The sequence below is a fragment of the Streptomyces sp. RLA123 genome (assembly GCF_056270165.1).
The window spans coordinates 1,289,079-1,307,598 of the sequence record NZ_JBWDOR010000003.1 but is presented as its reverse complement, the minus strand read 5'-3'; the positions used below and the strand labels follow the sequence as shown (position 1 = coordinate 1,307,598).

The 18,520-nt window shown below is 73.2% G+C and carries 16 protein-coding genes and 1 pseudogene; 10 read left to right on the top strand and 7 right to left on the bottom strand.

Annotation, left to right across the window (positions count from 1 at the left end; all coding sequences use genetic code 11):
• Positions 1-28 precede the first annotated feature (28 nt).
• Together RV983_RS06045 and RV983_RS06040 are read left to right on the top strand one after the other, a co-directional pair.
• Entirely contained in the window at positions 29-451 is a 423-nt protein-coding gene (locus RV983_RS06045; protein WP_475984734.1) for a VOC family protein, read from the top strand.
• Positions 448-1,536 (top strand): adenosine deaminase, encoded by a 1,089-nt coding sequence (locus RV983_RS06040; protein ID WP_475984733.1) that lies wholly within the window; start codon positions 448-450, stop codon positions 1,534-1,536. The genes RV983_RS06045 and RV983_RS06040 overlap by 4 nt, the downstream gene beginning before the upstream one ends.
• A 144-nt stretch (positions 1,537-1,680) precedes the next feature.
• Here RV983_RS06040 and RV983_RS06035 read toward each other — a convergent pair whose 3' ends face one another.
• The 5 genes from RV983_RS06035 to RV983_RS06015 form a co-directional block, all read right to left on the bottom strand.
• Positions 1,681-2,952 (bottom strand): alpha-L-fucosidase, encoded by a 1,272-nt coding sequence (locus tag RV983_RS06035; protein WP_475984732.1) that lies wholly within the window; start codon positions 2,950-2,952, stop codon positions 1,681-1,683.
• A 166-nt stretch (positions 2,953-3,118) separates the two neighbouring features.
• Positions 3,119-4,045 carry a carbohydrate ABC transporter permease gene (locus RV983_RS06030; protein WP_475984731.1) on the bottom strand — a complete coding sequence of 309 codons (927 nt, stop codon included), beginning with the start codon at positions 4,043-4,045 and terminating at the stop codon, positions 3,119-3,121.
• Complete coding sequence (locus tag RV983_RS06025; protein WP_475984730.1) at positions 4,042-5,391, bottom strand: carbohydrate ABC transporter permease; 1,350 nt, start codon at positions 5,389-5,391, stop codon at positions 4,042-4,044. The genes RV983_RS06030 and RV983_RS06025 overlap by 4 nt, the downstream gene beginning before the upstream one ends.
• 9 nt (positions 5,392-5,400) lie before the next feature.
• The gene (locus tag RV983_RS06020) at positions 5,401-6,732 is read right to left on the bottom strand and encodes an ABC transporter substrate-binding protein (protein WP_475984729.1); all 1,332 of its coding nucleotides are present in this window, start codon (positions 6,730-6,732) and stop codon (positions 5,401-5,403) included.
• Positions 6,733-6,952: 220 nt separating this feature from the next.
• The gene (locus tag RV983_RS06015; protein ID WP_475984728.1) at positions 6,953-8,230 is read right to left on the bottom strand and encodes an ABC transporter substrate-binding protein; all 1,278 of its coding nucleotides are present in this window, start codon (positions 8,228-8,230) and stop codon (positions 6,953-6,955) included.
• Positions 8,231-8,400: 170 nt separating this feature from the next.
• Between RV983_RS06015 and RV983_RS06010 the strand changes: the two genes are divergently transcribed.
• The 5 genes from RV983_RS06010 (at position 8,401) to RV983_RS05990 (ending at position 13,960) form a co-directional block, all read left to right on the top strand.
• Complete coding sequence (locus RV983_RS06010) at positions 8,401-8,907, top strand: PadR family transcriptional regulator (protein ID WP_475984727.1); 507 nt, start codon at positions 8,401-8,403, stop codon at positions 8,905-8,907.
• A complete protein-coding gene (locus RV983_RS06005; RefSeq protein ID WP_475984726.1) occupies positions 8,904-9,680 on the top strand; it encodes an ABC transporter ATP-binding protein in 777 nt (258 codons plus the stop codon). The genes RV983_RS06010 and RV983_RS06005 overlap by 4 nt, the downstream gene beginning before the upstream one ends.
• A 5-nt stretch (positions 9,681-9,685) precedes the next feature.
• Positions 9,686-11,995 carry an ABC transporter permease gene (locus RV983_RS06000; RefSeq protein WP_475984725.1) on the top strand — a complete coding sequence of 770 codons (2,310 nt, stop codon included), beginning with the start codon at positions 9,686-9,688 and terminating at the stop codon, positions 11,993-11,995.
• 250 nt (positions 11,996-12,245) lie between these two features.
• A complete protein-coding gene (locus RV983_RS05995; protein WP_475984724.1) occupies positions 12,246-13,331 on the top strand; it encodes an S-(hydroxymethyl)mycothiol dehydrogenase in 1,086 nt (361 codons plus the stop codon).
• Positions 13,331-13,960, top strand: coding sequence for an MBL fold metallo-hydrolase (locus RV983_RS05990; protein ID WP_475984723.1), 630 nt, complete (start codon positions 13,331-13,333; stop codon positions 13,958-13,960). Before RV983_RS05995 ends, RV983_RS05990 begins: the two co-directional genes overlap by 1 nt.
• A 94-nt stretch (positions 13,961-14,054) precedes the next feature.
• On the opposite strand, the gene RV983_RS05985 is transcribed toward RV983_RS05990, so the two are convergent.
• Positions 14,055-14,999, bottom strand: a complete 945-nt coding sequence (locus tag RV983_RS05985; RefSeq protein WP_475984722.1) for a D-2-hydroxyacid dehydrogenase family protein — start codon at positions 14,997-14,999, stop codon at positions 14,055-14,057.
• A 141-nt stretch (positions 15,000-15,140) separates the two neighbouring features.
• Positions 15,141-15,275: pseudogene (locus RV983_RS05980) on the bottom strand (ATP-binding protein); the annotation flags it as partial.
• A gap of 978 nt (positions 15,276-16,253) precedes the next feature.
• On the opposite strand from RV983_RS05980, the gene RV983_RS05975 reads away from it, so the two are divergent.
• The 3 genes from RV983_RS05975 to RV983_RS05965 all read left to right on the top strand — a co-directional run bounded on the left by RV983_RS05975 (position 16,254) and on the right by RV983_RS05965 (position 18,520).
• Positions 16,254-16,703: an RrF2 family transcriptional regulator gene (locus RV983_RS05975; RefSeq protein WP_475984721.1), complete on the top strand. Its 450-nt coding sequence runs from the start codon at positions 16,254-16,256 to the stop codon at positions 16,701-16,703.
• Between the two features lie 96 nt (positions 16,704-16,799).
• Positions 16,800-17,999, top strand: coding sequence for a globin domain-containing protein (locus RV983_RS05970; RefSeq protein WP_475984720.1), 1,200 nt, complete (start codon positions 16,800-16,802; stop codon positions 17,997-17,999).
• Positions 18,000-18,016: 17 nt separating this feature from the next.
• Positions 18,017-18,520, top strand: a complete 504-nt coding sequence (locus tag RV983_RS05965) for an NUDIX hydrolase (RefSeq protein WP_475984719.1) — start codon at positions 18,017-18,019, stop codon at positions 18,518-18,520.

The window sequence follows — 18,520 nt, the reverse complement described above, 5'->3', positions numbered from 1 at the left end:
CTCTTGGTGTTACGTATAACGTTGGGCTATGCCCCGCATAGCCCTGATCACCCTCGTCGTCCCCGATCAAGACGAGGCCATCGCCTTCTACACCGGCCCGCTCGCCTTCGAACTGGTCGAGGACGAGCCGCGCCCCGGCGGCGGCCGGTGGGTGGTCGTGCGCCCGCGCGGCGCGGGCGAGGGGAGCGGCCTGCTGCTCGCGCGGGCGAAGAACGAGGCAGAGCTCGCCCGCGTCGGCGACCAGACCGGGGGACGGGTCGGCTTCTTCCTGCACACCGAGGACTTCGCCGGCGACCACGCGCGGATGCGCGCCGCCGGGGTGACCTTCCTCGAGGAGCCCCGCCACGAGACGTACGGCTCGGTCGTCGTCTTCCAGGACCCCTGGGGGAACCGCTGGGACCTCCTCCAGCCCGCCGCCCCCACGACCGCCGACCAGGAGCCCACCGCGTGACCACGGCCGCCCCCGCCCTCGACACCGCTCTCCTCCGCCGGCTGCCCAAGGCCGTGCTCCACGACCACCTCGACGGCGGCCTGCGCCCGGCGACACTCGTGGAACTGGCCGGTCGGATCGGGCACACACTGCCCGCCACCGACCCCGCCGCCCTGGCGGCCTGGTACTACGACGCCGCGAACTCCGGCGACCTGGTGCGCTACATCGCCACCTTCGAGCACACCATCGCCGTGATGGGCACCCGCGAGGGCCTGCTGCGCGTCTCCGAGGAGTACGTGCTCGACCTCGCGGCCGACGGCGTGGTCTACGGCGAGGTCCGCTACGCCCCCGAACTGCTCGTCCACAGCGGGCTGGCGCTCGCCGAGGTCGTGGAGACCGTCCAGGAGGGCCTGGCCGCGGGCATGGCCAAGGCCGCCGCGGCGGGAACCCCGGTCCGGGTGGGCACGCTGCTGTGCGCGATGCGGATGGCCGACCGCAGCCGCGAGGTGGCCGGTCTGGCCGTCGCCTACCGGGACGCGGGCGTGGTCGGCTTCGACATCGCCGGTGCCGAGGACGGCTTCCCGCCCGCCGACCACCTGGCCGCCTTCGCGTACCTGCGCGAGGAGAACGTGCCGTTCACCATCCACGCCGGCGAGGCCCACGGCCTGCCCAGCATCCACCAGGCCGTGCAGGTCTGCGGGGCACTGCGGATCGGCCACGGCGTCCGCCTGGCCGACGACATCGTGGACGGCAAGCTGGGCCGTCTCGCCCACTGGATACGCGACCGCCGTATCGCCCTGGAGGTCTGCCCCACCTCCAACCTGCAGACGGGCGCGGCGGTCTCCGTGGCCGGCCACCCCATCACGCTGCTGCGCGACCTGGGCTTCCGGGTGACCGTCAACACCGACAACCGCCTGGTGTCCGGCACGACGATGACACGCGAGATGGAATGCCTCGTCACGGAGGCCGGCTGGACGCTGGAGGACCTGCGGACGGCGACGGTGGACGCACTGAAGAGCGCGTTCATCCCCTTCGACGAGCGCAACGCGCTCATCCGCGACGTCGTCCTGCCGGGCTACGAGGCCGCCCTCGCCGGCGGCCGCTGACCGGTCCCGCCCCGGCCGGGGAGGGGACGGGGAGGGTTCCTGCGTTCTCGGGCGCTACGTCCGCGGTGTGCCCCTGGCGCACGCCGTACGGGCCGAGGACCTCGACCGCTCCGCCTGACCCGCGCAGTGCCCGGGGGCCGCGGGTCAGGTGCGGCCGGTGCCGCGGTAGAGGTCGAGTTCGCCGTCGAGTTCGAGCGCGAGCACGGTCGCGTGGGGGTCCACGTCCGTCGCGGACGGGGCGTCGATCCAGGTGACGCCGGGCACCTCGTGCAGCCCGCCGGTGATGTCGTGGCCCAGCTCGGTGCCGCTGCCGACCACCGACACGCGGCGGACGCGGTTGCGCAGGCCCCGTACCGACACGGCCTCCCGCGGGGCGTCGAAGCAGACCAGGTAGAGGGTGCGGCGGTCCGCGGACAGGGTGCTGGGGCCGTAGTGGTGACCCGGGGGCAGCCCGGCGACCGTGCCGTGGACGGCGTCGGAGTGCGCGCGGATCCAGGCCCCGAGGCCCTCCAGCCGCCCGGTCTGCTCGGGCGTGATGGTGCCGTCCTCGCGGGGGCCGACGTCCAGCAGCAGATTGCCGCCCGCGCCGATGGTCTCGGTGAAGTAGCGGACCAGCCGGGACACCGACTTGTGGTGGTGGTCGCCGTGCTGGAACCCCCAGGAGTCGTTCACGGTCAGGCACAGCTCCCAGGGCCCGGACGGCGGCTCGACCGGGATCCCCTGCTCGGGGGTGGCGTAGTCGCCGTGGCTCAGCATCCGGGCGTTGAGCACGGTGTCCGGGTTCCCGGCCAGGATCGTGGCGGCGAGCGCGTCCAGGCCCCACTGCTCCTCGCTGCGCTCCCACTCGCCGTCGAACCACAGCAGGTCGGGCCGGAACCGGTCGACGAGCTCGGCGACCTGGGCGTCCCGGTAGGCGAGATAGCGCCGCCAGGCCGCCGGGTCCTGGCGGCCGTCCGCGGGGACGACCCAGCGGCTGGTGGCCACGTCCGGCATGGGCGGGTCGGGGTGGACCACGCTGGCGTAGTCGGGGTGGTTCCAGTCCGAGTGCGAGTAGTACAGGCCGACCTTCAGGCCCTCCTCGCGCAGCGCCCGTGCGTACGGCGCGAGCAGGTCGCGGCCGGCCGGGGTGCGGCGTGCCACCGACAGCTCGCCCTCCGCCGTGTCCCACAGTGCGACGCCGTCGTGGTGGCGGGCGGTGAGGACGGCGTACCGGGCACCCGCGCGGGCGAACAGCCGGGCCCAGGAACCGGGGTCGTAACGGGCGGCGGTGAATCCGTCGAGCTGGCCCATGTACCGCTCGTGGCTGACCTGCCCGGTGTAGAACGACCACGACTCGGGGACGCCGTCGACCGCGTAGATCCCGTAGTGGACGAAGATGCCGAGCTTGGCGTCGGCGAACCAGGGCTGCATGGGCATGGGGGCGGGGTCCTTGCCGGTCGGGGACGCGCGGGCGGGCCGGGGCACCGCAGACGTCGGAGGGATCCGGCCTGCCGGGTCGACTCTAAAGTGGTATGGACCACCTGGCAAGCAAGTCCTCCGATGTCTCCGCCGCCCCGGCCGCCGGCCGTCGCCGTGCCGGGCGTCATTTCACCGAACCGGCCATGACCCCCTCCACGAAGTGCCGTTGGAAGGCGAAGAAGACCGCCAGCGGCACGATCAGCGACAGGAAGGCGCCCGGCGCCAGCACGTCGATGTTGGAGCCGAACTGCCGCATCTGCGACTGGAGGGCGACGGTGAGCGGCTGCGACCCGCTGTCGGCGAAGATCAGCGCGACGAGCATGTCGTTCCAGACCCACAGGAACTGGAAGATGGCCAGGCTCGCGATCGCCGGCTTGCCTACGGGGAGCACGAGTTTGCGGAAGATCGTCCACTCGGTGCCGCCGTCCATCCGCGCCGCTTCGAGCATCTCGCGCGGGATCTCGGCGAAGTAGTTGCGCAGCAGGAAGATCGCGAAGGGCAGTCCGTACGCGACGTGGAAGAGGACCACGCCGGCGGTCGTCCCGAACAGGCCGACCGCCCCGAAGAGCCGGGCGACCGGCAGCAGGCCGATCTGCACCGGCACCACCAGCATGCCGACGACGACCAGGAACACCCAGTCCCGGCCGGGGAACTCCAGCCAGGCGAAGGCGTATCCGGCGAGCGCGGCGAGCACCACGACCGCCGCGGTCGCGGGGACCGAGATCAGTACGGTGTTCCAGAAGGCCTGGGTGATGCTGCTGTCGCCCAGGATGGCCGTGTAGTTGCCGAAGCCCAGTGAACCGGGGTGCAGCAGTGCGGTCCACCAGCCGGACGCGGAGGTGTCGTCGGAGTCGCGCAGCGAGGAGACGAACAGCCCGGCCGTCGGCGTCAGCCAGATCAGCGCGACGACGGTCAGCAGCGCCTGGACCAGCCCGCCGCGCAGCCAGGCGCCGATCCGGCGGGCGGCCGAGGTCCGGCCGGCGCCGCCGCCGGACCGCGGGGCGGGAGTGCCGGGTGGGGCGGGCCGCGGCGCGGCGCTCTGCACGGTCATCGCGAACTCCTGCGGAAGCGTCGGATGTTGAGGGCCATCGCGGGGAGCACGAGCAGCAGCAGGACGACGCCGATCGCGCTGCCCAGGCCCTGGTTGTTGCCGCCGCCGAAGGAGACCAGCCACATCTGGAGTGCCAGCACGTTGGCGTCCTCCTGCACCGGCCCCGGCGCGATGATGTAGACGAGGTCGAAGACCTTCATCACGTTGATCACGAGGGTCACGAAGACCACGCCGAGGACGGGGGCGAGCAGCGGCACCGTGATGCGGCGGAAGATCTGCCACTCGTTCGCGCCGTCCACCCGGGCCGCCTCCAGGGTCTCGCGGGGCAGGGAGGACAGTCCGGCGCCGATCAGCACCATCGCGAAGCCGGTCCAGATCCACAGGTAGGCGCCGATGATCGCCGGGGTGATCAGCGTCGGGCCGAGCCAGGAGATGCCGCCGTACGGGGGCGCGAAGTTCTTCGCCGGGAGCCGGACCTCCCCGCCGCCGGCGGCGTCGGTGAAGCGGAAGGAGCCGTCGTCGGCGGTGGTGGTCGTCGCGACGACCCCGCCGTCCTTCATCAACTCGACCGCCATGTGCGGCAGGCCCTTCTCCTGCGGGTCGACCGCACCCGGCGTGCCGCCGCCGCCCGGAACGAAGTCCAGGTAGACCACGCCGGTCACCTCGCCGTCGCGCGCGGGGGCAGGGGCGGCCGGACGGGCCCCGCCGGGCAGGGACTGCGGCGGCAGGCCGACGAGCCCGAGCGTGACGGTCGTGCCGGGTTCCGCGGGCCGTACGGTCCGGAAGCCGCCGTCGGACGCCGTGAGCACGTCGTTGCCGCGCGGCCGGGCGCCCGGGTACGCCGAGGCGTCGGTGAAGGAGCCGTGGATCGCCACCGCCGCGGCGTTCAGCACGCCGCGCTGCGGATCCTGGTCGTACACGAGGCGGAAGGTGATGCCCGCGGCGAGGAAGGAGACCGCCATCGGCATGAAGATCAGCAGTTTGAACGCGGTGGCCCAGCGGATCTTCTCGGTGAGGACGGCCAGGATCAGGCCCACTCCGGTGAGCAGCGCCGGGGCGGCCACGACCCAGATCGCGGTGTTGCGGACGGCTTTGAGGGTGGCCGGGTCGGAGAACATCTCCTGGTAGTTGTCCAGCCCCACGAAGCGGTCGCCGCTCGCGTCGAAGAGGCTGCGGCCGACCGAGAAGAGGATGGGGTAGCCGACGAGGGCGCCGAGCAGTGCCAGTGCCGGCAGTGCGAAGGCGACCGCGGTGACCTTGGCCCGGCGTGAACGGCGCCGCACGGCCGGCGGGGCGGTGCCGCCCGCCGGGGCGGACGGCACCTTACGGTTGAGCGCGGAGGACATGACCGGACCTCAGCCCTGGTAGGCCTTGGCGGCCGCGGCCTCGAGCTTCGCCGCGGTGGCCTTGGGGTCCTTCGGGTCGGCCAGGAAGTCCTGGAGGATCTTCCACTCGCCCTTGCCGGGCGTGCCGCCGAAGGCGGGAGGGGTCTGGTCGGACATGTCGAAGCGCACCGTGTCCCCGGCGCCGACGAGGGACTTGGCCGTCTCGCGCGTCGTGTCGTCCGCGTAGGCCGCCGGGTCGAGCTTCTGGTTGGGGGAGAGATAGCCGCCCGCCTTGGCCCAGATCTGAGCGGCCTCGGGGGTCGCGAGGTACTCCAGGAGCTTCATCCCGGCCTTGGTGTTCTTGCCGGACTTCAGCGCCACCGCGGCGTCGCCGCCGCCGACCACCGGCGCGGGACCGCCGTCGACGGAGGGGAACGGGAAGAACTTGGCGTCCTCGCCGACCGTGCGACCGAGGTCGCCGGAGACGACCGCGCCGACGAAGTCGCCCTCGTAGACCATGCCGGCCTTCTGGGTCTTGCCGAAGACCTGGGCGACGGAGTCGGGGAAGCTGGTGGCCAGGGCGCCCTTGCGGCCGCCCGCGATGAGGTCGTCCTTGCCGAACAGCTTCGCCAGGGTGCCGAGCGCCTTGACGACGGTCGGGTCGGTCCAGGGGATCTGGTGCTGGGTCAGCTTGTCGTAGTTCTCCGGGCCTGCCTGTGAGAGGTAGACGTTCTCGAACCAGTCGGTGAGCGTCCAGCCGTCCGATCCGCCCACGGCGAAGGCGGGCAGGCCCGAGTCGGAGATCGCGCCGGCGGCGTCCAGCAGTTCCTGGAAGGTCTTCGGCGGCTGCACGCCCGCGGTGTCCAGCGCCTGGGGGCTGTACCAGACCGTCGACTTGTCGGAGGCCTTGAAGTACAGGCCGTAGTAGGTGCCGTCGACCGTGCCGAACTTCTGCCAGACCTTGGCGAAGTTCTGCTCCGCGGCGCTCTTCACGGCCGGGGACAGCGGCAGGAGCCAGCCCTTGCCCGCGAACTGCTGGACCACGCCGGGCTGCGGGGCCATGGCCACGTCGGGCGAGTCGCCGCCCTCGATCTTGCTGCCCAGGACGGTGGCGAAGTTGTCGCCCGTGGACACGTAGGCGACCTTCGCCCCGGTTTTCGCGGTGAAGCCGTCCAGCACTTTCTGGAAGTTCTTCTGCTCCGTGCCGGTCCAGACGGCGGCGACCGTCACCGTCTGGCCCTTGAGCTCCTGACCGCCGGAAGGTGCATTGGAGTCGGAGGCGGGTTTCGTGTCGCCGCCGCAGGCGGTGGTCGTGAGGGCCAGGCCGCACAGGGCGGTGGCCGCGACGAGCGTGCGCTTCATCGGGGAGGGTGTCCTTTCCTCGGCGGAGTGGTGCGTGAATGGACACGGCACACCGCGTCAACTGGCTCGTTATGCATGCATGTTAAGTAGCCGAGTCAGGACGGTGTCAATGGAGTTGCCGACAAGCAGTGTGTACTGGGGGTATTTGTCATGGTAGATGCAGAGGTAGAAGAGAGGTCGCGACGGACGTCCTACTTAACAAGTAAGTAGGAGGGGGGGTTCACCCGCCCCGCACGATCTCCCGCAGCTCGCGGTCCAGCCGCGCCACCGCCTGTCCCGGCGTCGCGTGCTGCGCCAGCGCGTCCCGGCTCACCGCCGCGACCGCCAGGCTCACCTGCTCGTACCGCGCGCTCTTCGGGCGCGGTTTGGCCGCCCGCACGCTCTGCTCCAGCACCGGCAGGTACGGATAGCGGCGCACCAGCACGGGGTCGCGGTACAGGTCCGCCCACACCGGCGGCAGCGAGCCCTCGGTGAGCACCTGGCGCTGCACGGGCTCACCCGTCATGTAGGCCAGCAGATCGGCCGCCGTGCGCGGATGCCGCGCGTGCGCGTTGACCGCCAGGTTGGATCCGCCGAGCACGCTGGAACCCGGCCCGTCGGGCCCGGGCAGCGGCACCGCGCCGAACCGCCCGGCCACCTTCGAGTCCGGCCCCGACGCCAGGTCGTACACGTACGGCCAGTTGCGCAGGAAGAGCAACTCGCCGTCCTGGAAGGCGCGCCGGGACTCCTCCTCCTTGAACCGCAGGGCCGCGCGCGGGATCCAGCCCTCGCGCACCCCCCGCACGAGGAAGCCCAGCCCCTCACGCGCCGCCGCCGAGTCGACGGTGACGCGGCTGCCCTCGCCGCCGAGGATGCCGCCGCCGGCCGACTGCACGGCCTCGGTGACATTGACCGTCAGCCCCTCGTACGGCAGGAACTGCCCGGCGTAGCCGCCGATCCGGTACTTCGGCGCGAGGGTGCTCGCCTCCCGCTCCAGCTGCGCCCAGGTGCGCGGCGGGTCCAGGTGCTCCCGGTCGAGGATGTCCTTGCGGTAGTACAGCAGCCCGGCGTTGGTCACGTACGGCACCGCGTACAGGCGCCCGCGGAAGGTCGCGGTGTCCACGACCGAGGGCAGCAGCCGGTCCAGCGGCAGCCCGCGCGGTTCGACCGGCGCGATCCAGCCCGCGCCCGCGAACTCCGAGGTCCACGCCACGTCGATGTTGAGCACGTCGAAGCGGTCGCTGCCGGACCGCAGACTGTCCACCATCTGCGCGCGCACCTCGTCGGCGGCCTCCGGCAGCTCCACCAGGGTGGCCCGCTCCAGGGGGTGGGCGCGGTTCCAGCCGTCCAGGACGTGCTGGAGGTAGCCCGTCAGATCGCGCCCGGTGGCCAGCGTGACCGGTCCCCGCCCGCCCTCGCCGGGCGGTCCGTCGGGGGCGCGGGCGCCCGCGCCCCCGTACCCGGTCGTCAGCAGCGCAGCGACGAGCAGCGTTCTTCCCGCGGCCCGCGCCCAGCGCATCCGATCCTCCAGGTCCCGCCCCGGCGCGACGTCGTCGTCGTCCGAAGGGCCATGTATACCTGTTGGACATGCGCGATACTAGCCATTGCGGCAAGATGGCCTGCTCGACGACGGGCCGGGGCAACGGGAGCCCCTAACACGCAGGTAGCCGGGGAGGAGGCGGGACGAGCGTGCGCCTTCCGCTCATGGCACTGCTCGCCAAGGGGCCGGCCCACGGCTACGAGCTCAAGACGGAGCTCGAGAAGCTGTTCGGCGCCGCCTATCCTCAGCCGAACATCGGCCAGATCTACGTGACACTGGCGCGCCTGGAGAAGTCGGGACTGATCCGGGGCGAGGACGTCACCCAGTCCGGCCGGCCCAACAAGCGGATCTACGAACTGACCGACGCCGGGCGCGAAGCGGTCTCCGCCTGGTTCGAGGAGCCCTCCAGCGAACCCCGGGTGCGCGACGAGTTCTTCATGAAGCTCGCCCTCGCCCCCGCCACCGGAATGGCCGACCAGGTCTCCCTGATCAACAAGCAGCGCCGCCACTACCTCAACCTGATGCGGGCCATGTCGCGGCTCGCCTCGGGGGAGGACCGGGACAACCGCATCGCGCAACTGCTCATCGAGGGCGCGACCCTGCATCTGCAGGCCGACCTCGACTGGCTGGAGCGCTGCCAGGAGGAGCTGGAATGAGACGGGCCGAACCGCCCCTCCCGCGGGAGCCGCACATGCTCCGGGTCGAAGGACTGGTCAAGACGCACCGCGTGGACGGCGGCGAGGTCCCGGCGGTGCGCGGGGTCGACCTGGAGGTCCGGCCCGGCGAGTTCGTCGCCGTCACCGGGCCGTCGGGCGCGGGCAAGTCCACCCTGCTGCATCTGCTCGGCGGGCTGGAGCGGCCCGACCGCGGCCGCATATGGCTGGACGGGCAGCGGGTCGACCAGCTGAGCGAGGCACGCTGGGCGGTGCTGCGGCGGCGCGGCGTCGGCATCGTCTTCCAGTTCTTCAACCTCGTCTCCACCCTCACCGTCGCCGACAACATCGAACTTCCCGCCCTGCTGGCCGGCCGCTCGCCGCGCCAGGTGCGCGCCGCCCGGCAGGAACTGCTGGCCGAGCTCGGCCTGGAGGGCAAGGAGGACAGCACCCCCGCCGACCTCTCCGGCGGGGAGCAGCAGCGCGTCGCCCTCGCCCGGGCCCTGGTCAACCGCCCGGCGCTGCTGCTGGCCGACGAGCCCACCGGCAGCCTGGACAGCAGGGGAAGCCGGGAGGTGCTGCGGCTGCTCGCCCGCTGCCACGAGCGGGGCCAGACCATCCTGCTGGTCACGCACGACGCCAAGGTGGCCAGCGCCGCGGACCGGGTGATCAGTCTCTTCGACGGCGAGATCGTCGACGATGTCGTCCTCGACGGCCCGTCGGCCGGCGCGCGTCCCTCCCGCGCCGCCGCCGACGTCGTGAAGCTGCAGGGCTGACCGCCGTGCGCGCCACCGTCCGCTGGGCTCTCGCCGATCTGCGCACGCACCGCGGGCAGGCCCTGTCCATCGTCCTGGCCACCGCGGGGATCACGGTGGCGCTGCTGCTGTCGGTCGCGCTGCTGGTCTACGCGGCCAACCCCTGGCAGCGGATGTTCGCCGCCACGCAGGGCGCGCACGTGTGGTTGCGCACCGACGGCACGGCCGCCGGCACCGCGGCGCTGTCCCGGCTCGACGGGGTCACCGGTGTCTCCGGCCCCTTCCGCACGCTCACCGTCACCGCCCAGCACGGCCGTGAGAAGGCCGCCCTCGACCTGCGCGCCTCCGGCGCGACCCCGCCGCAGGTGGGCCGGCCGCTGATGGACCGCGGCCGCTGGCTCGACGGCGGGGCCGGCGACGGTGTGGTCCTGGAACGGTCGGTGGCCACCGCGCTGTGGGCCGAGCCCGGTGACGAGATCACCGTCACCGGCGGCGGACGACGCAGCACCGTACGGGTGGTGGGCGTCGCGGACACCGCCGAGCCGCACTATGCACCGGGCGACGGGCCGGGGGCCGGCTGGGCCTCCTCCGCGCTGGTCGGTGCGCTCGGCCCGGGCGACGGACGCGCGGGGGAGACGGTCGGACTGCGGCTCGCGGACCCCGCCGACACGGCCTTCGTCGTGCAGCGGGCCGTCACCGCCGTGGGCTCGGACCGGGTGCTGACGGTCTCCACCTGGCGCGAGGCCCGCGCCGACGCCGAGGGGGACAACCACCTTCTCGGGCTACTGCTCGGGCTGTTCGGGCTGGCCGCGCTGCTGGCCGCGGCGATCGCGGTGACCGGCGGCATCGGCACGCGCGTGCTGGCGTACGTGCGCGACATAGCGGTGCTCAAGGCCGTCGGCTTCACCCCGGCGCAGGTCGTGCGGATGTTCCTGGTCCAGCACGCGGTGCTCGCCACCGCCGGGGTGCTGCTCGGCGCGGTGGCCGCGGAGACCCTGGCGCCGGGCATCCCCGGCCCGATGGGCGAGGCCATGGCGCTGTGGCGGGGGCTGCCGCAGCACACCTGGGCGCTGCCCGGCACGGCCGCCGCGACCGTGCTGGTGATCGCCCTGGCCACCGTGCTCGCCGCATGGCGCGCCGGTCAGGTGCCGCCGATTCCCGCCGCCCGGGGGGCCGTTCCGGGACGGCGGCGGATGTCGGGCGCGGCCAGGGCCGCGCTGCGGCTGCGCACCCCGCCCGCCCTCGTCCTGGGCTGCCGCGGGGTGCTGCACCGGCCGCTGCGGTCGGCGGTCGCGGTCGCCCGGCTGGCACTGCCGGTACTGATGATCACCGTCGCGCTGGGGACGTGGGCCACCCTGGACCGCTTCGAGCACCATCCCGAACAGGTCGGTCAGGCCGGGGCGTTGACCGCCCGGCCCAACGGGCTGACCGACCAGGCCGCGCGCCGGCTGCTGGCCGCGGATCCGTCGGTCGTCGCCGTCCACCCGGGCGCCGAACTCACCGCGCTGGCGCCCGGCCAGTCGCAGTCCGTCACCTTGCGCGGCATCGGCACCGTCGCGGACCCCTACCCGTTCGCCGTCGCCGAGGGCCGCCGCCCCACCGGGCCGGACGAGGCCGTCGCCGGGCAGGGACTGCTCGACGCGCTGCACGCCGGCGTCGGCCAGTGGGTGCGGGTGACCGTCGGCGGGACCCCGCACATCCTCCACATCGTCGGGCGCAGCATCGAGACCGGGCACGGCGGCCGGGTGATCTCGGCGCCGCTGGACGTGCTGCGCGCCCAGGACGACTCGATCCGCCCGGCGTACTACAGCCTGGTGCTGCAGCCGGACGCGGACCGGGCGTCCGTGCGCACACGGCTGTCGGAGGTCTCGGGCGGCGCGCTGGAGGTGCGCGAGGTGGCCGGGCCCGGCGCCGAACTCTCCCCGGTGCGCGGGGTCGTCATCGGCCTGGTGACCGTGCTCGCGCTGATCGCGCTGGCGGAGCTCTCCACGGCCATCGGCACCGGGATCCGCGACCACGCCCGTGACATGCGCGCCTACCGCGCGGTGGGCCTGACGCCCCAGCAGACCGTGGCGACCGTGGTGACGGGCATCGGGCTGACCGCGCTGACAGCCGCGGTCGCCGGCGTCACGGCCGGGGTGTACGCGTCGGACTGGCTGATCGATCTCCAGGGCCGGTCCAGCGGTGTCGGTGCGGGTATCGCCGAGTCGCCGCCGTGGCCGGCGCTTTTGCTGGTCGGCTTCGTGTGTGTGACGGTCGCTGTGACGGCTGCGCTCCTTCCGGCGGCGCGTGCGGCGGGCGACCGCGGTGCGCGGGCGCTGAGGCACACCGTCTGACGGGCGCCCCGGAGGCATCCCGCGCACCCGTCCGGGGGCCGAAACGGGAGCGGGGCCGGGAGCGGGGCGAACACCTCCGTCGTGCGGGGCTCGCCGGGAAGATCCCTGGTAAGAATGGACCCGGTCGGCCGGACCGTGCTGTTCTTGACCGCTCTGTCCGCAGTCGCCGATGCTTGCGGTGCGATATGCGTGGTGTGTGCCGCAACGAGAAACGTCCGTCCCAGGATCCGTACCAGCCGAGGAGTACCCCATGGCCCACCAGGTCCGTGCCGTCGTCGCCCGGGAGAAGGGTTCCCCCGTCAGCCTGGAAACGATCGTCGTGCCCGACCCGGGACCGGGAGAGGCGCTGGTCAGGATCCAGGCGTGCGGGGTGTGCCACACCGACCTGCACTACCGGGAGGGCGGCATCAACGACGACTTCCCCTTCCTCCTCGGCCACGAGGCGGCCGGTGTCGTGGAGTCCGTCGGCGAGGGCGTGACCGACGTGGCTCCCGGTGACTTCGTCATCCTCAACTGGCGCGCGGTGTGCGGCCAGTGCCGCGCCTGTCTGCGCGGCCGTCCCTGGTACTGCTTCAACACCCACAACGCGAAGCAGAAGATGACCCTGCTGGACGGCACCGAGCTCTCCCCGGCCCTGGGTATCGGCGCCTTCGCGGAGAAGACCCTCGTCCACGCGGGCCAGTGCACCAAGGTCGACCCCGCCGCCAGTCCGGCCGTCGCCGGGTTGCTCGGCTGCGGCGTCATGGCCGGCTTCGGTGCCGCCCTCAACACCGGCAGCGTCGGCCGCGGGGACAGCGTGGCCGTCATCGGTTGCGGCGGCGTCGGAGCTTCGGCCGTCATGGGGTCACAGCTGGCGGGAGCGTCGAAGATCATCGCCATCGACGTCGACGCGCGGAAGCTGGAGACGGCCAGGAAGCTCGGGGCCACCCACACCGTCAACTCCAAGGAGACCGACCCGGTCGAGGCGGTCCGCGAGCTGACCGGCGGCTTCGGCGCGGACGTCGTCATCGAGGCGGTCGGCCGCCCCGAGACGTACAAGCAGGCGTTCTACGCCCGCGACCTGGCCGGCACCGTCGTCCTGGTCGGCGTCCCCACCCCGGAGATGAAGCTGGAGCTCCCGCTGCTCGACGTCTTCGGCCGCGGCGGCGCCCTGAAGTCCTCCTGGTACGGCGACTGCCTGCCCTCCCGCGACTTCCCCATGCTCATCGACCTGTACCAGCAGGGCCGGCTCGATTTGGGGGCCTTCGTCACCGAGACCATCGCCCTGGACGAGGTGGAGAAGGCCTTCGAGCGCATGCACGGCGGCGACGTCCTGCGTTCGGTGGTGGTCTTCTGATGGCGGCCCGCGTGGACCACCTCGTCACCTCCGGCACCTTCTCCCTCGACGGCGGCACCTGGGACGTCGACAACAACGTCTGGATCGTCGGCGACGACAGCGAGGCGATCGTCATCGACGCCGCCCACGACGCCGAGGCCATCGCCCGCGCGCTCGGCGGGCGGCGCCTGCTCGCCATCGTCAGCACCCATGCCCACAACGACCACATCGACGCGGCACCCGCGCTCGCGTCGCTGACCGGGGCGCCGATCCTGCTGCACGGCGACGACCTGCCGCTGTGGAAGCACACCCACCCCGACCGCGCTCCCGACGGCGAGTTGACGGACGGTCAGGAGATCGCCGTGGCCGGCACCGCCCTCACCGTCCTGCACACCCCGGGCCACGCCCCGGGCGCCGTCTGCCTGTACGCGCCCGAGCTCGGCACGGTCTTCACCGGTGACACCCTCTTCCAGGGCGGCCCGGGCGCCACCGGGCGGTCCTTCTCGGACTTCCCCACCATCGTCGACTCGATCCGCGACCGCCTGCTGACGCTGCCGCCGGAGACGGTCGTCCGCACCGGGCACGGCGACGGTACGACGATCGGCGCCGAGGCGCCGCATCTCGACGAGTGGATCGCCCGCGGCCACTGAGCCGCACGGCGCCGGGGTAGGGCCGGCCGGTCCTTCCCCGGCGGCGGGTCACCACGACCGGGCGACGGTGTGACCGGCCTCGGTGGCCGCGGCCTCAGGACGTCAGCACCCGCAGCGGCGTCCCGTCGCGGAAGGCCGCGATGTCCTCGGCGGCCTGCCGGTAGAAGACGTCGTACGTGGCCTCCGTGACATAGCCGAGGTGCGGGGTGAGCAGCGTGTTCGGCAGGGTGCGCAGCTCGTCCCGCGGGGGCAGCGGCTCGGTGTCGTAGACGTCCAGCGCCGCGCCGGCGATCCGGCCCTCGCGCAGGGCGGCGACCAGGGCGGGCGTGTCGACGAGCGGACCGCGGGAGGTGTTCACCAGCAGCGCGGTCGGCTTCATCCGCGCCAGTTCCGCGGCGCCGACCAGGCCCGTGCTGCGCTCACTGAGCTTGTAGTGCACGGTGATGACGTCGGACGCCGAGAACAGTTCCTCCTTGTCCACGGCCAGCACTCCGTGTTCGGCCGCCCGCTCCGGGTCCAGGTGGGTGCTCCACGCCAGCACCCGCATGCCGAAGGCGGTACCGATGGCCGCGACACGCGCCCCGAGCCGGCCGAGACCCACCACACCGAGGGTGCGGCCGTTCAGGTCGCCGCCGATGCTGTGCTGCCACTCGCCGCGCCGCATTCCGGCCGCCTCCTGGTGGATGTGCCGGGCGAGCGACAGGATCAGCCCCCACGTCAGCTCCGCCGTGCCGTGCGGGGGGCTGTCGGTGCCGCAGACCGTCACGCCGTGCCGCCGGGCCGCCTCCAGGTCGATGGACGCGTTGGCCATGCCCGTCGTCACCAGCAGCCGCAGTGCGGGCAGTGCCGCGAAGCGCTCGGCGGTGAACGGGGTGCGCTCCCGCATGGCCACCACGACGTCGAAGCCGTCCAGCGCCGCGGCCAGCGACTCGGTGGTGCCGAGGTGGTCCTGGCGGAAGACGACCTCCGCGCCCAGGCCCTTCCAGTCGGCGAAGCGGTGGGCCGCCCTCTGGTAGTCGTCCAGCACTGCGATGCGCATCGCGCGGCTCCTTGGCTCGGGACCGGTGCTGCGCCGGCCGGTTCTTGATCGCTGCTCTTGAGCGTAATCCGCCGGGACACGCTCCCCTTCGACACCCCTCGCCGAGCGGGCGCCGGACCACCGAGCCGTCGGGAACCGGGCTCAGACGCCCGGCCCCGGGATCGCCTGCTCGGTCCAGATGCTCTTGCCGTACGGGGTGTAGCGGGTGCCCCACCGCTGGCACAGCGCGGCGACCAGCTGCAGTCCTCGGCCGCCCTCGTCGCTGGGGGGGGGCCGGGTGCCGGGCCTGCGCTCGGCGAGGCGCCAGCGCCGGCCCGGCTCGGCGGGTTCGGGGCGTCCGAGCCGGTCGCCCACCCAGGCCGCGATCCGTTCGAGCAGGTCCCACTGGCCGTCGGTGGGCGGCAGGCCGCCGGCCGTCACCCCGGACAGCGCGCCGAGCGGGCCCTCGGGACCGGGCAGCGGGACGGCCGCGACGCCGGAGCGCGGCGGGAAGGGGCCCGGGGTGACCGCGGTCGTGGGCAGCCACAGCCGGGTGTTCTCCGCGGTGGCCCGGCCGGGGGCGGTGCTGTCGTGGTCGGCGAGGTAGACCCAGGCCCGGGTGAGATTCCGGGGCAGTCCGATGCTCGTGGCGAGGCGCAGCGGGATGCCGCCGCGGGCCTGGCCACCGCGCAGGTGCACCAGGCCGCCCAGCCCTGCCAGGGCGCCCACCGCCTGTTGCAGCCCCAGCCGCAGCGCATCGCGTTCGCCCTGGTCGTCGCCCGTGGAGAGGAGCAGCCGCAGCCTGTCCTCTCCGGGCTGCTCCGATGGCGTTCGCGGTTCGTGGGCGGAGGATTCGTTCGGGATCATGCCCTCATTCCGTCGGATACTCCTCCGGAGGCCAACATAGCGCCGAGCGTGCGCGCCGTCAGTGCGAGCCGGTCGCGGCAGCCCGGGCGGCACTGACCAGGCACCCGGCCCCGCGAGCCGGGTGCGGGAGCGCGCAGCGCGAACGAGGGCGGCGGCGGGCATTCGGCCGTCTCCGGGCCGGGCCGTCTCCCGGGTGCACGACCGGCAGTTGCCGTGCCGGCCGTGCCGGCCGTGCCGGCCATGTCGCGGCCGTACCGCTCCGTCCCGGCGAGCGGCGATCGCGCGACGCAGGACGCCCTGCGGGAGCCGCCGCGACTCCCGTCCGCGGGTGGTGGGGCACGTGTGACGTGGGCCGCAGACGGCCCGTCCTAACTTGAATCCCAGATGCGTATTATCTAGCCTCGAGGTATGCGCCTCACCAAGTCCACCGACCTCGCGCTCCGCGCGGTGATGGCCCTCGCCGTCAAGGGCGAGCCGTCCACCGCCCGGGGCGTCGCCGACGCGGTGCGGGTCCCGTACTCGCACCTCGCCAAGGTCGTGGCCCGCCTTCAGCACCTCGGGATCGTCGAGACCCGGCGCGGCCGCGGCGGGGGCCTCGCCCTCACCGCCGCCGGGCGCACGGCATCGGTCGGCGTCCTGGTGCGGGAGCTGGAGGGGGCCGGGGACGTGGTGGACTGCGAGGGGGAGGTGCCGTGCCCGCTGGCCGGCGCCTGCCGGCTGCGCGGGGCGCTGCGCCGCGCGCAGGAGGCGTTCTACGCCTCCCTCGACCCGCTCACGGTCGAGGACCTGACGGCCGCGCCGACCGGGCCGCTCCTGTTGGGGCTCGTCGGGCGGGGTCCTGCGGGTCCCGGCGCCTGAGGCGGTCCCTTCCGCGATCCATTCCACCGCTGTGCCGAGGGCGGGCCTCCGTGCGCCCTTTAATGCGAATCTCATATACCTATTAAGGAGCCGTCCATGCTCAGCGAGAAGTCCGCCGTGACCGTCCGCGCCACCCTGCCCGCCGTCGGCGCGGCGATCTCCGAGATCTCCGAGCGCTTCTACGACCGGCTCTTCACCGCCCACCCGGAGCTGCTGCGCGACCTGTTCAACCGCGGCAACCAGGCGGACGGCACTCAGCGGCAGGCACTCGCGGCGGCCATCGCCCACTTCGCGACGGCCCTCGTCGAGCACCCCGAGCAGCGCCCGGACGCCATGCTGGCCCGCATCGCGCACAAGCACGCCTCCCTCGGCATCAGCCCCGCCCAGTACGAGGTCGTCCACACGCACCTGTTCGCCGGCATCGCCGATGTCCTGGGCGACGCCGTCACCGAGGAGGTGGGCGCGGCCTGGAACGAGGTCTACTGGCTCATGGCGAACGCCCTCGTCGCCATCGAAGAGCGCCTGTACGCCGAGAAGGGCGTCCTCGACGGCGACACCTGGCGCCCGTGGGAGGTCGTCGAACGCGTCCGCGAGACCGAGGACGTCGTCACCTTCCGGGTGCGCCCCGCCGACGGCCTTCCGCTGCCCGGCTTCGGTCCCGGCCAGTACGTGTCCGTGCGCGTCGAACTCCCCGACGGCGCCCGCCAGATCCGCCAGTACAGCCTGTCCGGGGCCCCGGGCGAGGCCACCCGCCGGTTCAGCGTCAAGCGGGTGCGCGGCAACGCGGGCGACCCGGCGGGCGAGGTCTCCGGGCACCTCCACGACCACGTGGCCGAAGGCGCGCGGATCGAACTGTCCGCCCCCTACGGCGATGTCGTCCTGCGCGAAGAGGGCGCCCCGCTGCTGCTGGCGTCCGCCGGCATCGGCTGCACCCCGATGCTCGCCATGCTCCACCAGCTGGCCGGCTCCGGCTACGAGGCCCCCGTCGCCGTCGTCCACGGCGACCGCTCGCCGGCGGAGCACGCACTGGCCGCCGACCACCGCGCCCTGACCGGCAAGCTGCCCCAGGGCAGCGCCCACTTCTGGTACGAGGATCTCCAGGGTGCCCTGTCCGGCGACCGGAGCGGCAGGGTGGACCTCGGCGACGTCCCGCTGCCCGACGGGCTCCAGGCGTACCTCTGCGGCCCGCTGCCGTTCCTGCGCGCCGTCCGCACCCAGCTGCTGGAGCGCGGAGTGCCCGCCTCCGCCGTGCACTACGAGGTCTTCGGCCCCGATCTGTGGCTGGGCCGGGACTGACCGGCCAGACTGGTCGGATGACAGCAGCGGAGACGACCGGCCGCAAGCCGGTCAAGCGCAGCGCGGGCATCCTGCTCTTCCGCGGCACCCCGGGCCCCTGGCCCGAGGTGCTGCTGGGCCACATGGGCGGGCCGTTCTGGGCGTCGAAGGACGCCGGTGGATGGACCATCCCCAAGGGCGAGTACGAGCCTGACGAGACCGCCGAGGCCGCCGCCCGGCGCGAGTTCCTGGAGGAACTGGGTCTGCCGGTCCCGGACGGCGAGCTGCTGCCGCTGGGGGAGAACACCCAGCCGAACGGCAAGATCGTCACCATCTGGGCCCTGCAGGGCGACCTCGACACCGCGCTCGTCGTGCCCGGTACCTTCACCATGGAGTGGCCCAGGGGCTCGGGGAACGTCCGTGAGTTCCCCGAGATCGACCGCGCCGAGTGGTTCCCCCTCGACGTGGCCGGTGAGCGGATCCTCCTGGCGCAGCGCACCTTCCTCGACCGCCTCCGCCGCCTGCTCACGCGCGCCGGCTAG

Coding starts and splice junctions, on each gene's coding strand:
- RV983_RS05970 (WP_475984720.1), top strand. CDS start 16,800: ATGCTCAGCGAGAAGTCCGCCGTGACCGTCCGCGCCACCCTGCCCGCC.
- RV983_RS05995 (WP_475984724.1), top strand. CDS start 12,246: ATGGCCCACCAGGTCCGTGCCGTCGTCGCCCGGGAGAAGGGTTCCCCC.
- RV983_RS06020 (WP_475984729.1), bottom strand. CDS start 6,732: ATGAAGCGCACGCTCGTCGCGGCCACCGCCCTGTGCGGCCTGGCCCTC.
- RV983_RS05975 (WP_475984721.1), top strand. CDS start 16,254: ATGCGCCTCACCAAGTCCACCGACCTCGCGCTCCGCGCGGTGATGGCC.
- RV983_RS06030 (WP_475984731.1), bottom strand. CDS start 4,045: ATGACCGTGCAGAGCGCCGCGCCGCGGCCCGCCCCACCCGGCACTCCC.
- RV983_RS05965 (WP_475984719.1), top strand. CDS start 18,017: ATGACAGCAGCGGAGACGACCGGCCGCAAGCCGGTCAAGCGCAGCGCG.
- RV983_RS06005 (WP_475984726.1), top strand. CDS start 8,904: ATGAGACGGGCCGAACCGCCCCTCCCGCGGGAGCCGCACATGCTCCGG.
- RV983_RS06035 (WP_475984732.1), bottom strand. CDS start 2,952: ATGCCCATGCAGCCCTGGTTCGCCGACGCCAAGCTCGGCATCTTCGTC.
- RV983_RS05985 (WP_475984722.1), bottom strand. CDS start 14,999: ATGCGCATCGCAGTGCTGGACGACTACCAGAGGGCGGCCCACCGCTTC.
- RV983_RS06025 (WP_475984730.1), bottom strand. CDS start 5,391: ATGTCCTCCGCGCTCAACCGTAAGGTGCCGTCCGCCCCGGCGGGCGGC.
- RV983_RS05990 (WP_475984723.1), top strand. CDS start 13,331: ATGGCGGCCCGCGTGGACCACCTCGTCACCTCCGGCACCTTCTCCCTC.
- RV983_RS06015 (WP_475984728.1), bottom strand. CDS start 8,230: ATGCGCTGGGCGCGGGCCGCGGGAAGAACGCTGCTCGTCGCTGCGCTG.
- RV983_RS06045 (WP_475984734.1), top strand. CDS start 29: ATGCCCCGCATAGCCCTGATCACCCTCGTCGTCCCCGATCAAGACGAG.